The sequence below is a fragment of the Alcaligenes sp. MMA genome (assembly GCF_020907215.1).
Classification (GTDB): Bacteria; Pseudomonadota; Gammaproteobacteria; order Burkholderiales; family Burkholderiaceae_B; genus Alcaligenes; species Alcaligenes aquatilis.
This window is the reverse complement of sequence record NZ_JAJJPP010000004.1, coordinates 46,746-62,318: the sequence shown is the minus strand read 5'-3', so window position 1 is coordinate 62,318 and position 15,573 is coordinate 46,746. Positions and strand designations below refer to the sequence as shown.

Sequence of the window (15,573 nt, the reverse complement as noted above, 5' to 3'; positions counted from 1 at the left end):
GTTCATGCATGTATGTATTATCGGCGCCGGTGTCATTGGGATGAGTACCGCGTTCATGTTGCGCCAGAAAGGGGTGAAGGTCACGGTACTGGAGGCGGGTACGCAAGTGGCCGGACAGACCAGCTTTGCCAATGGTGGACAACTGAGCTACAGCTACGTGGCCCCCCTGGCTGATCCTGGCGTATTCAAGGATTTGCCTCGCTGGTTATTGAAGAACGACTCGCCGTTGCGTTTTAAGCCTGCGCTGAGTCCGCAACAATGGCGCTGGCTGCTGCATTTTCTGAAAGCCTGCCGGGGTGATGTGGTGCGCCGTACCACCGCGCAGATGCTGACCTTGTCCTACCTGAGCCGCGACATTTTGCACGACTGGCAAGAGCGCTTCAATCTGGAATTTGCCCATCAAAACAATGGCAAGTTGATTGTGTTTCGCAGCCCCGGCCCGTTTCAGCATGCCCGTGAGCAGGCGCAATTGCAGGCGGATATGGGCTCCTCGCAGCAAGTGCTGGAAGCGGCTCAAGTGTTGGAGCTGGAGCCTTCTTTGCAGACGTTGGGCTCGCGCTTGCAGGGTGCGATTTACACCCCTAGCGAAGAGGCAGGGGATGCTTATCTGTTCTCTGTGGCCTTGCATGAGCGCATGCAAAATGACCGCGATTACCAGCTCAAACTCAATACGCCGGTGCAGCGCTTTGTGAGGGAAGGGCGCGATATCCGCGCTGTGCAAACCGCAGAAGGTGAGATCCAGGCCGATCAGTTTGTTGTTGCCAGCGGTATGGGCACGGTGCCTTTGTTGCGCCAATTGGGTGGCCGTCCTCTGATCTACCCGCTAAAGGGCTATAGCTTGAGCCTGCCGTTGGAAGGCTTGAATCAAGCCGTGCCCGCCATCAGCGTGACGGATTACGAACAGCGCATCGTGTATGCCCGCTTGGGTGAGGTGCTGCGTATGGCTGCCATGGTGGATATCGGCTTTGATGGGTTGGATATTCCGGCCGATCGTATGGCGACCTTGAAGCAGCAGGTGAAGGATCTGTTCCCTGCTTTGCCGTTGGAGCAGGCACAGACTTGGGCAGGCTTGCGCCCTGCAACACCTTCGGGCAAGCCTATTGTAGGGGCCAGCACGCTGGCCGGTCGTTTGTGGGTGAACGCAGGCCACGGCGCATTGGGCTTTACCTTGGCGTGTGGCAGTGCAGCGATTCTGGCCGCGCACCTGACCGGAGAGGCTTCACCTATTGATGATGCGCCGTTTCGTCCTTAATCCTAGACCGTCGCCCGCAACACCGGCATGGCTTTCAAACCCGCCGTCAGCAACAGGGATAGACCATAGATGGCGGCCGCCAGCACCGGAATCGACCACAGTGCATTGAAATCCAGTGCCGTGAACAGATAGCGGTACATCAGGTCTATCAGCCAGGGGTGGATCAAATACACCCCCAAGGTCAGCTCTGCCAGATGGGCACTGATCCGCGAGTTGATCAAGGGCTGGTTCCAGTCACGCAGCAATAGAATCAGCGCGATGGACATGGGGATGACGGTAATACTCAGGTAGTCATAAAAGTACGCAGCGGTTTGCCGGTCGTGGGTGATGGCCAGCGCATAAAAGCCCCAGGCTGTGGCCGCGATACTACTGAGCAGCACCGTCATAGTCAGCCAGCGGGGCACACGCACCGGCACTTTGCGTAGCAGATAGCCCAGCAGAAAATAGGGCAGATAGGACAGGAACCAGGTGAAGAAGGGGGCAGAGTGGGTGTTTAGCTCTGGCTTACTGAGCGTGCTAAGGGCAGATAGCACGAAGGCCGCCCCGGTCAGCGCGGCCAGTTGCTTCAAGTTGGTGTTCTGAACCATACGACGCAAAAAGGGCGTGAACAGGTACAGGAACACAATCATGTACAGAAACCAGAGGTGGAAATAAGGCCGACCCTGCAGCAGCCGCTCCAGATAGGGATAAGGGTCAGCGTCTGGTGTCCACCAATGCTGCTTGAAGGCCGTCCAGCCTAGATAAAACGCGGTCCAGAACAGCAGTGGCAGCAAGACTCGCGACGCCCGCTTGCGGTAGAAGCGCTTCATGCCCTCCTGGGGACGGGGTTCCAGCAAGAGCGCACCGCTGACCATGACAAACACCGGTACACACCAGCGGGTGGCGGCATCGTAGAGATTGCCACTCCACCAGTTGGCTGTGCCCAACTCGGCATTCAGGACGGCGTAGGCGGCGATATGCAGGCAAACGACAGAGAAAATCGCCACGATCCGTGCATTGCTGATCCAGTTCATGACAGGACATCAAAATCAGAGACCTAACTATCGTAACGAGCAGACGTTTCTGATATGTCCCCCAAATACGGGATTTAGCGTCCAGTTTTGTCTGGATGTGACGGTGCAAGGGAATGTTGGCTACTGATGCGGGCAGGATGGATTCATCCTATCGCCTTTCGGGAACGACTGAAAAAGGGTGTATAAATTACCAGCGTTATACGGTTAAATAGCAGGCTTAGCCAGACAGACCAGTCAGGGCACTCCTGAACTGGCAGTGCTGGTCAGGAGTAGGGTGAATGGAGCTGGATTTTAGCGGGTTGGATGTGCTGATTGCCCTGGTCGCTTGGGCGCTGGGCTTGCTGATCGGGTTGTGGCTGCGAGCGCGCATGAGAGCGCCTGTTGAGCAAGTTCTGGAGGATCGCTGTGCACGTCTGGAACAAGATCTGGCCCTGACGCAGGACAGGGCGGCGGAGCTGGATAAGGAACTGATACGCCGCGATGCCCAGTTGCAGGCTCAGCAGATGCGCAATCAGGCCATCCAAGAGGACTTGGAACATAGCCGCGAGCAGATGCGTTTGCAGTTTGAGTCCCTGGCCCAGCAGATTCTGGAGTCCAAAGGGCAGACGCTGCGTCAGGATAGTCAACGCACCCTGGATGAAATGCTGCGACCCTTTCGAGAACAATTGGCAGGCTTTCAACTGCGCGTGAATCAAGTGCATGATGAATCCGTCAAAGGCCAGACCGCCTTGAGTCTGGAGCTGCAACGTATGCAGGAAATGGGTCTGCGCATGAGTGCTGAAGCACATTCCTTGGCTGTGGCCTTGAAAGGCGATAAAAAGACCACTGGTAATTGGGGTGAAACCCAGTTGGAAAAAACGCTGGAAGTGGCTGGTTTGGTGCGCGGTGTCCACTTTGATACACAATGGCAAGCTCGCGACGAGCAAGGTCGCCTGCGATACCCTGACTTCGTGGTGCATCTACCGCAGGACAAGCATCTGGTGCTCGATTGCAAAGTGTCCTTGGTGGACTATGATCGCGCCATCCGCGCTCAGACTGACGAGGAACGCCAACAAAGTCTGCAAGCCCATGTGCAGGCGCTACGCAAGCATATTGATGATCTGGCCTCCAAGGATTACAGCGCCTTGTCTGGCCTGAACAGCCCCGGTTTCGTGTTTATGTACGTGCCTATCGAGGCGGCATATATGCAGGCTTTGCAGCAACAGCATGGCTTGTTCGACTACGGCCTGGGCAAAAATGTCCTGATGGTCTCGCACACCACCTTGCTGCCTATTTTGCGTACCGTAGCCAATATCTGGATGATGGTGCGCAGCAACGAGCAGGCTCACGAACTAAGCCAACGTGCGGGCGATATCTATAACCAGGTATCTATCTTGGCTGAGCGCCTGAAAAAGCTGGGCGAAACCTTGGGGCAGGCGGGCAAGCACTACAACAGTACGGTGACAGCATTGGCAGGTCAGCAGGGCTTGTACGGGAAAGTCAGCCGCTTTGCCGAGCTATCGGCCCGGGCCAAGCGTACCCAGCCGGGGATCGAACCCTTGCATACGGATATAGAACACGAGCGCCTGGATTGGGTCTTGCCCGAGGATACCGAGCCGGCGCAGGGCAAAGAGCCGGATGCCTAATTGTTAAAAGCTTAGGTGCCTGTTCCCGCTAACCGATATGGTGTCGTGATTTTGTATAGGCTGGCTGAGGGCGGCCCATGGCGTTTACGGTTGAGCGCCATCTTCCTGCTCAATTGCCTCCAGCCAGTGCTCTACCAACTGCGGCGCGCTGAATAGATAGCCTTGCAGGGCATGGCAGCCGCGGCGCAGCAGAAACTCCTTTTGCTGCTCATTTTCCACACCTTCAACGACTACGTGCAGCCCTAGTTGCCGTGCCATGGCCAGTACCGTACGCACAATGGCGTTGGCTTCCTGCTCCATGGGTACTCCCAGGATCAGGCTGCGGTCCATTTTCAGCTCGTATAGCGGCAGGCGGCGGATGGCGGCCAGGTTGGAATAGCCTGTGCCAAAGTCGTCCATGGAAAAGCGGATCCCCAGGTCTTTGAGCTCGCGCATCATGCTGTTGGCCGAGGAGAAGTCTTCCATCAGTACGCCTTCGGTAATTTCAAAGATCAGACGATGGGCGGGGGCGCCGCTGGTCTCCAGGATCTGGCGTGTGCGGCGAGCAAAGTCAGGGCGGCGGAATTGAATCGGGCTGACATTAATGGAAATGGGAAAGCTGCACTCCTGGGTCTGTAGCAGCAAATCACAGACTGATGCCATGATCCAGTCGCCCAGGGGCGTGATCAAGTCGGTGCTTTCCGCCAGGGGAATGAACAGATTGGGGGTCAGCATACCGCGTGTTGGGTGTAACCAGCGCAGCAGCACCTCGGCCCCGCAGATGTGGTTTTGCTTGTCGTACTGGGACTGGACAAACAGGCGCAACTGATCCGAGCCAATCGCAAAACGCAGATCGTGCTGCAGACTCAGATGCTCTTCCAGGGCCTCTTGCATACCAGGTTCGTACAAGGTGATCTGGTTGCGACCATTTTCCTTGGACCGATACATGGCTGTGTCAGCTTGTCGCATCAGGTCCTCTGCAGTCAGGGTGCTGTCGGTAATCAAGGCCAGACCAATACTGCTGCTGCTTAAGTAAGAGTGGCCTTCAATGCTGTAGGGCTCTTCCAGACGGGTGCGTACCTGTTCGGCAAACTCCAGGGCTTCTTTGTGGCAGTCTCGTACCGTACCGAGTTGCAGTATCTTCAGGATGACAAATTCGTCCCCACCCAAGCGGGCCACGATGTCTTGGGGGTCAATCATCAAGGATAGGCGGCGCGCCACTTTGCGTAGCAGCGCATCGCCAATGGCGTGTCCCCGCGCATCGTTAATGTGCTTGAATCGGTCCAGATCCAGGAAATACAGCGCACCAGGTCGTTTGTAAGGCTCTATGGTTTGCAGGTGGCGTTCCAGGCGTTGCATCAGCAGGCGGCGGTTGGGAAGTTCGGTGAGCGGGTCGTAGAAAGCCAGCCGGTAGTTCTCTGACTGCGTGGCTTTGAGCGCCGAGATATTGGTGGAAATACAGTACAGGCTGGTTTGTTGAGTCTCGGGGTCTTGGACCGGCATTTTGATGGAGAAAAAGGTGGCGCGTACATCGCCTTTCCGGTCCCGTACCACTTCTTCTACAGCCAGGCGTTCACCGCTGTACAGCACCTGCTCGTCGTTATGACGGAATTCGTTAATGGTTTGTTTGTTGGCGTACAAGTCCTGGTCGGTTTTACCCACAATACTGACCGTGGTGTAGTTCAGGTCTTCGCATAGTTTGCGGTTGGCGTATTGATAACGAAACTGGTCATCCTTGATGTAGACGTAGGCGTCAATGGCATCGAGCACGGTATGCAGATGATGCTCGGTGCGGACCAGTTTTTTGCGCTGACGACGCAGGCCAATGCGCATTAGGCTCACGGTGAGCAGGGCAAGGGTCAGCAAGATACCCAGTGTGAGCAAGGCGGGGATGATCCAGGGCTTGGTTGGTTTTTCAATCAGGCGCAGGCCCCACTGGTTCAGTGTCTCTGTGTAGAACGGATCGTTATTGTCTTGCCACTGCTTGATATGAGTATCAATAGCGGCCAGCAGGTCCAGGTGGCGGTCCTTGGCGGTCACAAAGTAAGTGCTGGTGGGCTCTAGCCGGATAGGCGCGGTTTTCAGGCCATGTTCGCCTGCATGACGTACGCCAAATAAATGGCCGACGACGGCGGCGTCGGCCTGTTTGGTCTGGACCAGTTTGAGCGCGTTGTATTGGGAGTCGGTAATGACCAGCTTGGAGCCAAGCTCCAGTTTCTGCAAAATATTGTAGAGCTGGGTTAGTTGCAGGGTTCCGCTCATGACGGCAATGCGTTTGCCATTCAAGTCGTTCAGCGCACTAATATGCGTGCCTTTTCCCGTGAATATCTGTGACCAGTCCTCCAGTACGGCTCGGCTGTGATAGCTGTACAGGGTGGCGCGTTCGGGGGAGTAGGCCAGGCCCGGCACGATATCGATCAGGTCATTTTGCAGGGCGTTCAGGCATTGTTGCCAGTCGCATTGCACGGCTTCCAGTGTCCAGCCTTCACGCTTGGCAATTTCCAGCAGCAGTTCGCCCATGATGCCGCCGGGACGGGCCTGACTGTCGAGCAGGAGTTTAGGTGGGTTTTCGTAAACGCCTATACGTACGATATGTTGCTGGGCGTGGGGGGCTGCCTGGGTCGGTGGTGATACAAATCCTAGTGCAACCAGCATGCCTAGCATGTACATTGCCCTGCACATCGATAAAGTAAAAAGGCGGGGCAAATTCATAAGGTAATGGCTGCACAAAGCAGATAATCGGGGACGGGGGCGATCATGCAACAATGATGTGACTAATTTAACTGAATATCGAGATGTGGGGCGGATGCGTGCCGTATTTCGGCGATAAATAGCAGGAGCAGGCGAATGGCGGATTGTGAAACGGTAGAGGTGCGTGTTAAGGGGCGTGTGCAAGGGGTCGGGTTTCGAGCCAGCGCCTTGCGTCATGCTCATTTGTATGGCGTCAAGGGCTGGGTCAGCAATGCTGGGGATGGTTCCGTAGAACTGCTGCTGCAGGGCAGTGCTGATGTCATCGACAGTATGGTCAGCTGGTTGTATATCGGGCCCGAGCATGCCGTGGTCGAGCAGGTGGATATACAGCGCTCTTATACTGACAAACGATATGATTTTTTTGAGATTCGCTAGCAAGAGCTGACGCCAGCGTTGAGTTTGCCCACGCAAAAAAGAAATAATTATAGGTATTTGCGGGCAAACCCTAGGAAAACATTTGTTTTTTTTAGTGTTCTCCAGATTAACATGCGTTTTATTGCACTGATATGTGAGTAGGACGACAAATGGAGCCCTTGTTGCGTTTGCAGCGTATCTTGCCTGGCCTGACGCCCGAGCTGCGTCGCGCTGCGCAATGGGTGGAGCGCCATCCGGTTGAAGTCAGCCTGTGGTCCATGCGCAAACAGGCCCAGGAGTTGTCGGTTGCACCGGCAACCATGCTTCGTCTGGCTAAAGCGGCGGGTTATGAAAGCTACGACGGTTTTCGTGAGCCGTTTCAGCAGGCCCTGCACCGCAATGGCGGCACGATGGCGGCGCGAGCGCAAAATTTGCAAGGTAACCGGGCCTCAGAACAACAAATACGGGACCTGGGGGAGCAACAAGAGCAGGCCCTGGAGTCGGTCTTGAGACTGAATTCAGCCAGCGCTCTGGATGCTTGTGCCCAGGCGCTTCTGGGCGCCTCCAAAGTGGGGTTTATCGGTCTGGGGGTCAGTTTTGCCTGCGCGTTCCAGATGCATTATGCCTATCAATTGATACGTGGTAATGGTGTCTTGCTGAACCGGGCCGTAGACTTGTTCCTGGAACTGGACGCCGGTTTGGACAGCGGGGGTGTGCTGGTTGTGATCAGCCAGGCGCCATATGTCAAAACAGTGGTCAATAGTGTGCATCAGGCGGTGCAGCAGGGCATCACGGTGGTCGCGGTAACTGACAGTGTGCTGTCCCCGGTGGCCCAGGGGGCCAAACATGTCTTGTTGTTTGATGCACAGGCCAGCGAGCAGCCAGCGGCCAGTTTTTTTCATTCTCTAGTGGGCACGGTCACCGTTGCAGAACATTTGTTGGCACGGATCGCCACCTTGGGCGGTAAGACAGTGGTGCAGCGTCTCGCGCAGCTGGAGTCTTCATTTCGAAGTCAGGGAGTTTATTGGCAACAGGACCAAGCGGTTGACCCCGCTTCGTCTATGTAAACAAACCGGTCGTACCGGTCACACAAACCGGGGATACCCCCATGGGAGACACAAAGATGGAACACATTAGTAAGAAAACAGGCAAGAAAGCAGTGTGGGCACTTAGCACAACGGCAGCGATGTGCGCCATGTTGCTCAGCCCCTTGCCTGCCAGCGCCCAGCAGAAGTTTGTCAGTATCGGGACAGGGGGTGTGACCGGGGTGTATTACGCGGCCGGTGGCGCTATTTGCCGCTTGGTCAATAAGGATCGTGGTACGGATGGCGTACGTTGCTCGGTGGAATCCACGGGCGGTTCGGTCTTTAACGTCAACACCATCAAAGCGGGTGAGCTGGACCTGGGTGTGGTGCAGTCTGATGTGGGCTATAACGCGTACAACGGAGAAGGCCAGTTCAAGGACGGTGGGGCGTACAAGAAGCTGCGTTCGGTATTCTCCATTCACCCGGAGCCCTTTACCGTGCTGTCTCGCAAAGAGGCCAATGTCAGCAAGTTCGACGACTTCAAGGGCAAGCGTTTTAACGTAGGCAATCCGGGTTCGGGCACACGCGCCTCGATGGATCAGTTGTTGCAGGCCATGGGGCTGGATAACAGCTTTTTCTCACTGGCCTCGGAGCTGCGTCCCGATGAACACGGCCCGGCATTGTGTGATGGCAAGATTGACGGCTTTATCTATGGCGTAGGCCATCCTTCGGCCAATATCCAGGATCCCACCACCTCTTGCGGCGCCAAGCTGGTGCCTCTGACCGGTCCTGCGGTGGACAAGCTGGTCGAGACTTATCCCTACTACGCCAAGGTTGCGATTCCTGGTGGCTTGTACCCCAACAATCCTGACGATGTCCAAACCTATGGCGTTCTGGCAACCTTTGTGACGTCCGAGGACGTACCGGAAGAGTCGGTCTACAACGTCGTCAAAGCGGTGTTCGACAACTTTGATGATTTCAAGCGCTTGCACCCTGCGTTGGCGAATCTGAAGAAAGAAGACATGGTCAAGAACGGCTTGTCTGCCCCATTGCACAAAGGCGCTGAAAAGTACTTCAAGGAAAAAGGGCTGCTGTAAGACAGTCTGATTGACACCAGGCTGGCTGTGCCAGCCTGGCCGCAAGTGCCATGGTCCTAGCTGTGGCCTTGCCTCTGGTCTGGGGTTCCTGGGCTGCGCAGTCCAGGTGGATCGGGTGCCTGGCTGGTGGTACTCGGGCTCCACGCCGGGTTTTCCTGGAGATACAGTAAATGACACAACAAGAACATAAAAAAATGGGGCCAGACTTGGCCCTGACACAGGATGAAACGGCAGAGCTGGAAAAACTGGTTGCCGATGTAGACCGTGGTGGACGCTCTGTGGCTGGCGTTGCAGGCATGGTTTTGTTTTTGGTTGGAATAGGCTGGTCCTTGTTTCAGCTTTGGTACGCCTCGCCGCTGCCATTTGCCCTGAATCTGGGCATTTTCAATGACACAGAAGCGCGAGCCCTGCATTTGGGCATCGCCATGTTTTTGGCCTATCTGGCGTTTCCTGCCAGCAAACAATCCGCGCGCGACCGAATTCCGATTCATGACTGGCTATTGGCCCTGATTGCGGCCTTTTGCGGCTCGTATTTATTCTTTTTCTATAAGGAATTGGCCTCGCGCCCCGGTATCCCCACCACGATGGATGTGGTGGTGGCCAGTATGGGTCTGGTATTGCTGCTGGAGGCGACGCGGCGCTCGTTGGGCGCGCCCATGGCGGTGCTGGCGATTGTCTTTATTGCCTATATTTTTCTGGGCCCCTGGCTGCCGGATGCCTTGTCTCACCGAGGCGCCTCCTTGCAGCGCCTGGTTTCGCATATGTGGCTGACCACGGAGGGTGTGTACGGAGTTGCCCTGGGCGTTTCTGTCTCGTATATCTTTATTTTTGTATTGCTGGGCTCTTTGCTGGATCGCTGCGGGGCGGGCAATTACATGATGCAGGTCTCGTTTGCCTTGCTGGGGCATTTGCGGGGCGGGCCAGCCAAAGTGGCTGTGGTCTCCTCGGCCGTGAACGGTCTTGTGTCGGCTTCTTCGGTCGCCAATGTGGTGACAGGCGGTATTTTTACCATTCCCTTGATGAAAAAAGCGGGCTATGGCGGTATTCGGGCCGGGGCGATTGAAACGGCCTCGTCCGTCAATGGCCAGATCATGCCGCCGGTCATGGGGGCGGCTGCCTTTTTGATGATCGAGTATGTCGGCATTCCTTACACCGATATCATTCGTCATGCTTTGCTGCCTGCGGTTATTTCATATATTGCGCTGTTTTATATCGTGCACCTGGAAGCGCTGAAGCTGGGTATTCAACCCATGATGGCCTCGGGCAAGCCCAAGACCTTCATCCAGAAATTAGCGGGTTGGGGCATGGGTACGGCCGGCACTCTGAGTGTGATGGGGCTGGTCTATTGGATAGGTGTTGGGGTTCAGGCAATCGCCGGTGATGCGGCTATCTGGATTTTGTTGCTTTTGTTGCTGGTGCTGTATGTGTACTTACTGAAAATTGCAGCGGACCACGAAGACCTGCCTACCGATATTAATGTGAACACGCCCGTGCGTCCCGAGCCTTGGCCCACCGTACGTGCTGGCTTGTATTTCCTGATCCCGATCGGCATTTTGGTGTGGTGCCTGACGGTAGAGGTGATGTCTGCCGGCTTGTCGGCTTTCTGGGCCGTTGTGGCCATGTTGTTTCAGATGGCCACACAGCGCCCCATCATTGCCTGGTTCCGTAAACAGGCAACGGCGCAACCGCTGCGCCAAGGTGTCAGCGAGGTGTGGACAGGACTGCAGGAAGGCGCCCGCAATATGGTGGGCATCGGGATTGCCTGCGGGACAGCCGGCTTGATTGTGGGAGCGATTACCCTGACTGGTCTGGGCCTGCGTATGACGGCTTTTGTGGAGCTGGTCTCCATGGGCAATGTGCTGGTCATGCTGTTCTTTACGGCCGCTGTGTGTCTGGTGTTGGGTTTGGGTATGCCCACGACCGCCAACTACATTCTGATGGCCACATTGATGGCGCCTGTCGTGGTGGAGCTGGGAGCGCAAAGCGGTATGGTGATTCCGCTGATTGCCGTCCATATGTTCGTGTTCTATTACGGGATCATGGCCGATATTACGCCGCCTGTGGGCTTAGCCACTTTTGCGGCAGCGGCCATTTCAGGGGAGGATCCGATCAAGACCGGCGTGAAGGGCGTGACCTATGCCATGCGTACGGCGGTGCTGCCTTTCATGTTCATCTTCAATCCCATGCTGTTGTTGATCGGCATACACAGTGCCTGGGAGCTGGTTCTGGTGGTGGTGGGCTCAACGGTGGCGTCGCTGGCTTTTGCGGCGGCGACAATCGGGTGGTTGCGTATTAAAACCAGTTGGCTGGAGACCGTTTTGCTCTTGCTGGCTACGTTCATGCTGTTTCGTCCGGACTGGTTCATGGATCATGTCAGCGAGAAGTACCAAAGCCGTCCTGCATCCGAGTTGATGCAGGTGGTGCAGAACACCCCGGACGGGGGCAATCTGGTGGTGCAACTGGCCGGGATGAACCTGGAAGGCAAGGATCTGCAGAAAACGGTTGCCGTGTCCTTGCCTGCCTTGCCAGAAGGGGATCAGGCGACAGGTCTGGCCGCAGCCAGCAAACGTCTGTCTTTGGCTGGCCTGACGGTCATGGCCTTTGGAGACACGGCTCAAGTGGCATCGGTTGCCTTTGGCAGTTCAGCGCGCCGAGCAGGCTGGGAGCAGGGCTGGGATATTAAGCAAGTGAAAGTGCCGCATCCCGATCGTCCCTCTGAGTTTTGGGTATTTTTGCCTGCCTTGCTGATCTTGTTCTGGGTATGGATCAGACAAGGTGTGCGAATGCGGCGTGCTTTGCCTGCGAACCCGGCGGTTTAAGTCTGGGTACCGTCTCTACCAGCCGCCCTTGTGGTGGCTGGTAGTACACTGATGGCCCTGGATTTCAGGCCCGCCTTTAGCGGGCTGTTTTCTGTTTGGCTTTTGTAATGTCACCGATCAGTTGCTCTTCACCTGTACCGTCGCGCAATGGGGTCAGCCCCAGCAAAGTGTGGTGCCCGCGTGGCCCCTGGATAATGCTGGACGCTTTTCTCCTGGAGCGTTTTCCGCATATGGACCCGGAGGTATTGCGAGAGCGCCTGGCGCGGGGCGATATCCTGGATCAAAACGGTGTGCCGCAGCAGCCGGGCTCCAGCTATCAGCCTGATCGCTGGCTGTGGTACTTCCGCATGGTGGAAAACGAAGCGACCGTGCCGTTCGAGATGCCCGTGTTGTATGCGGACGAGCATCTGATTGCGGTGGACAAGCCACATTTCCTGGCGACAACGCCGGGTGGACGCTACTTATACGAAACGGCGCTGACTCGTCTGCGGCGAGACTTTGGCGAGGATGACATCAGCCCCATCCATAGGCTGGACAGGGAGACGGCGGGAATCTTGTTGTTTTGCCGTGACCCTGCCGTTCGTGGAGCCTATCAGTCCTTGTTTCAGCAAGGCGGTATTGAGAAGGAATACGAAGCGGTCGCGCCGTTTCAGGAAAAACTGGCCGATGGACTGGTGTATCGCAGCCGTATGAAAGAGGTGCCTGGCCGCTTTGTGATGGAAGAGGTTGCCGGAGAGCCGAACAGTAGCACCGAGATCCTGTGCGAGCGTCATTGGCATACCGAGCAGGGGCTGCATTGGGCGTTGTACCGCTTGCGGCCCCATAGTGGCCGTAAACATCAGTTGCGGGTACACCTGAGCAGTCTGGGTGCGCCCATCATTAACGATGTGTTTTATCCCGTGCTGCTGGCGGAGCGCGATGCAGACGATTTCAGCCAGCCCTTGCAGTTACTGGCGCGGCATATTGCCTTTGTAGACCCTTTAACGGGTGAACCAAGATGCTTTAGCAGCCAGCGGCAGTTGGAACTGGGTTGAACTCACTGGTATTGCGCTTGAGGAAGCGGTTGCCGAACAGCCCTTGCATAGTTACTGGACGGGTATCGGCCATTCGTCTTTGGCAGCCACAGCCAGCGTGCCGTCTCGGGTCGTCGCCTGGTCGGCGCGTCTAAGGGACGATGACTGAAGCCCGAGCCTTAATAGTCGCGGAAAGCCGCCGCTATCTCATCGTGCTCCAACTGAGCAGCCAGACAGAGCATCAACAAAATCCGGGCCTTTTGTGCGGGCAGATAGTGCGCCGCGATCGTGTGATGGTCCTCATCGTAGGCGCTGTCCGTCACCGGCCCTGCGTGGATGCGCGAGGCTCGCACACAAACCACGCCTAGTCTGTGCGCCCGGCTGACGCCTTCCAGTGCGCCGGGGGTCAGGCTACCGTTGCCGGTTGCCGCCACTACAATGCCTTGCACACCGCTTTGTGCTGCATGGCGATACAGTTCCGCCAGGGTATCGGGGTGATCGTAAAAGACCTGAACTTTAGGCAGGTTGTGTTGGGAGCGCACATCGAACAGGCTGCTGTGCGTGTGCGGCAGCAGGGTGCGCATCATGAAACGTGGCTGACCACCGGCGACCAGCCCCAAGGGGCCCGCATCGGGTGAGCCGAAGGCGCTGGTCTGAGTGGTGTGTTGCTTGCTCAGGAAGCGGGCGCTGTGGATCTGGTCGTTCAGCAATACCAGCACACCTTGGTCTTGTGCCAGCGAAGAGCAGGCTACCTGCACGGCTTGATACAGGTTCAGCGGCCCATCTGCACTCAAGGCCGAGGCGGGGCGCATGGCGGCCACCATGACTACAGGTTTGTCGGTTTTCAGGGTCAGGTGCAGGAAAAAGGCGCTTTCTTCCAGCGTATCGGTGCCGTGGGTAATCACCGCTCCATTGATGTCCGGTCGAGCCAGCAGTTCATTGAGCTTGTGGGACAGCTCCAGCAACATCAGCGAACCCATGGCCCGGCTGTCCACGTTGAAAAGCTGATGGCATTCCAGGTCGGCCAGCTCGTTGATGCCGGGTACGGCCTGCAGCAGCGTGTGCACGCCTTGGGTGATGTCGTAATCGGTCAGGCCGGTATTGGATTGGGTTGTGGCAGCAATGGTGCCACCCGTGCCCACCAGGACCAGTTTGGGGCGTATTGGCATTGAGGTCGTGCTCCGCATCCAGTTGTTGCGCTAGAGGGGGCGCAGAGCTTGAGATAATGCCGGTTTAACGGCGAACTTTCAACCAACGCTCGATCAGGTGGACCACCGACAGAAGGGTGAAGTTAATCAGCAAGTACAACAGGCCCGCAACCACAAAGGTCTCGATGATGGCGTAGTTCTGGTTCATCAAGCGTTTGGCGTGGCCGGTCAGGTCCATGACGGCAATGGTCGAGGCCAGACTGGTGCCTTTGATGGCCAGCACGATTTCATTGCTGTACGCGGGCAGTGCCTGGCGAATCGCCAAGGGAAAAACCACGCGACGAAATCGCATCCAGGCGGACATGCCGATGGATTTGGCCGCTTCGATCTGGCCAACCGGCACGGCCTGAAAGCCGCCACGGAAAACTTCGCTGACATACGCCCCACTATTCAGACCAATGGCCAGAATCGCGCAGCGCATGCCATCGCTGAACAGCCACCACAGAGTGGGTGACTCCTTTACAAAACTCAGGGTGCCCACGCCGTAGTACAGCAGGAATAATTGCACCAGCAAGGGCGTGCCACGGAACACGGTACTGTAGCTAAAGGCGAAGCTGCGCAAAATACGGCTATGGGACTGACGCATCAGGGCCAGCGACAGGCCGATGAACAGTGACAGCACAATGCCCCACAAGCCGATATACACGCTCATGCCAAAGCCCTTGAACAGGGTTTCGACGGTGGTATTGAATAATTCCAGATCAATCATGCCTGGGCTCTCATGCCTTTGCCGGTGTAACGTTCGGCCAGCAAAAACAGGGCCTGACTACAGGCACCAATCAGAAAATAAAGTACACCTGCTATCAGGTACATAGCCATGGGCTCGCGCGTATTGGCGGCACCCAGGGTAGCGGCACGCATGATCTCGACCAGGCCTACCAGGGAGATCAGGGCCGTGTCTTTCAGTGCGGTTTGCCAGACGTTATTGGCGCCGGGTAGGGCGTACCAGAACATCTGCGGCAAAATAATGCGGCGCAGACGCTGCCAGGGGGACATGCCAATGGCTTTGGCCGCCTCGATCTGGCCTTCGGGAATGGCTTGCAAGGCGCCGCGAAACACTTCTACGCTGTACGAGCCTGCAATCAGGCCAATGGCCAAAATACCGACCAGCGCAGGGAACCAGCGCGTCACCACATCTTCCATGCGCATGAAGTCGGCCAGATCGGAGACAAACTGCACCGAGCCGAAAAACAGCAGGTAGATGATGAGCAGCTCGGGGATACTGCGAACAACCGTGGTGTACAGGCTGACGGGGCCACGCAGCCAGCGCGGCCCGTTGGTCTTGATGCTGGCTCCTGTAATCCCAATGACTACGCCAAGGGCCATGCCCAAAACGGAGATCAGCAAGGTCATTGCTGCTCCGCGAAGGAACATCCAGCCCCAGCCTTCGCGCAGCACATTAAAAATAGTCTCTAGCATCAAGTGGTACTTCTCGAC

General features: G+C 56.6%; 12 protein-coding genes. 7 read left to right on the top strand and 5 right to left on the bottom strand.

Features of this window, described 5'->3' with window-relative positions:
* Positions 1-4: 4 nt before the first annotated feature.
* The gene (locus LNA76_RS16490; RefSeq protein ID WP_108728668.1) at positions 5-1,252 is read left to right on the top strand and encodes a D-amino acid dehydrogenase; all 1,248 of its coding nucleotides are present in this window, start codon (positions 5-7) and stop codon (positions 1,250-1,252) included.
* A 2-nt stretch (positions 1,253-1,254) separates the two neighbouring features.
* Here the strand turns inward: LNA76_RS16490 and LNA76_RS16485 are convergent, their stop codons facing one another.
* The gene (locus tag LNA76_RS16485) at positions 1,255-2,265 is read right to left on the bottom strand and encodes an acyltransferase (RefSeq protein WP_094195295.1); all 1,011 of its coding nucleotides are present in this window, start codon (positions 2,263-2,265) and stop codon (positions 1,255-1,257) included.
* Between the two features lie 278 nt (positions 2,266-2,543).
* Between LNA76_RS16485 and LNA76_RS16480 the strand changes: the two genes are divergently transcribed.
* On the top strand, positions 2,544-3,890 hold the full coding sequence (locus LNA76_RS16480) for a DNA recombination protein RmuC (RefSeq protein ID WP_230019480.1): 1,347 nt from the start codon (positions 2,544-2,546) through the stop codon (positions 3,888-3,890).
* Between the two features lie 84 nt (positions 3,891-3,974).
* Here the strand turns inward: LNA76_RS16480 and LNA76_RS16475 are convergent, their stop codons facing one another.
* On the bottom strand, positions 3,975-6,533 hold the full coding sequence (locus LNA76_RS16475) for an EAL domain-containing protein (RefSeq protein ID WP_230019479.1): 2,559 nt from the start codon (positions 6,531-6,533) through the stop codon (positions 3,975-3,977).
* A gap of 183 nt (positions 6,534-6,716) precedes the next feature.
* Between LNA76_RS16475 and LNA76_RS16470 the strand changes: the two genes are divergently transcribed.
* The 5 genes from LNA76_RS16470 to LNA76_RS16450 all read left to right on the top strand — a co-directional run bounded on the left by LNA76_RS16470 (position 6,717) and on the right by LNA76_RS16450 (position 12,949).
* Entirely contained in the window at positions 6,717-6,995 is a 279-nt protein-coding gene (locus tag LNA76_RS16470; RefSeq protein WP_094195298.1) for an acylphosphatase, read from the top strand.
* Between the two features lie 149 nt (positions 6,996-7,144).
* Entirely contained in the window at positions 7,145-8,041 is an 897-nt protein-coding gene (locus LNA76_RS16465) for a MurR/RpiR family transcriptional regulator (RefSeq protein WP_094195299.1), read from the top strand.
* A 56-nt stretch (positions 8,042-8,097) separates the two neighbouring features.
* A complete protein-coding gene (locus LNA76_RS16460) occupies positions 8,098-9,096 on the top strand; it encodes a TAXI family TRAP transporter solute-binding subunit (RefSeq protein WP_094195300.1) in 999 nt (332 codons plus the stop codon).
* Between the two features lie 170 nt (positions 9,097-9,266).
* Positions 9,267-11,915: a TRAP transporter permease gene (locus LNA76_RS16455; RefSeq protein WP_230019478.1), complete on the top strand. Its 2,649-nt coding sequence runs from the start codon at positions 9,267-9,269 to the stop codon at positions 11,913-11,915.
* A gap of 107 nt (positions 11,916-12,022) precedes the next feature.
* A complete protein-coding gene (locus tag LNA76_RS16450; protein ID WP_230019477.1) occupies positions 12,023-12,949 on the top strand; it encodes a pseudouridine synthase in 927 nt (308 codons plus the stop codon).
* 158 nt (positions 12,950-13,107) lie between these two features.
* On the opposite strand, the gene LNA76_RS16445 is transcribed toward LNA76_RS16450, so the two are convergent.
* From LNA76_RS16445 to LNA76_RS16435, 3 genes are all read right to left on the bottom strand, one after another.
* Positions 13,108-14,097, bottom strand: a complete 990-nt coding sequence (locus LNA76_RS16445) for an asparaginase (RefSeq protein WP_094195302.1) — start codon at positions 14,095-14,097, stop codon at positions 13,108-13,110.
* Positions 14,098-14,161: 64 nt separating this feature from the next.
* Entirely contained in the window at positions 14,162-14,845 is a 684-nt protein-coding gene (locus LNA76_RS16440; RefSeq protein ID WP_094195303.1) for an ABC transporter permease, read from the bottom strand.
* On the bottom strand, positions 14,842-15,555 hold the full coding sequence (locus LNA76_RS16435) for an ABC transporter permease (RefSeq protein ID WP_094195304.1): 714 nt from the start codon (positions 15,553-15,555) through the stop codon (positions 14,842-14,844). The genes LNA76_RS16440 and LNA76_RS16435 overlap by 4 nt, the downstream gene beginning before the upstream one ends.
* Between the last annotated feature and the right edge of the window lie 18 nt (positions 15,556-15,573).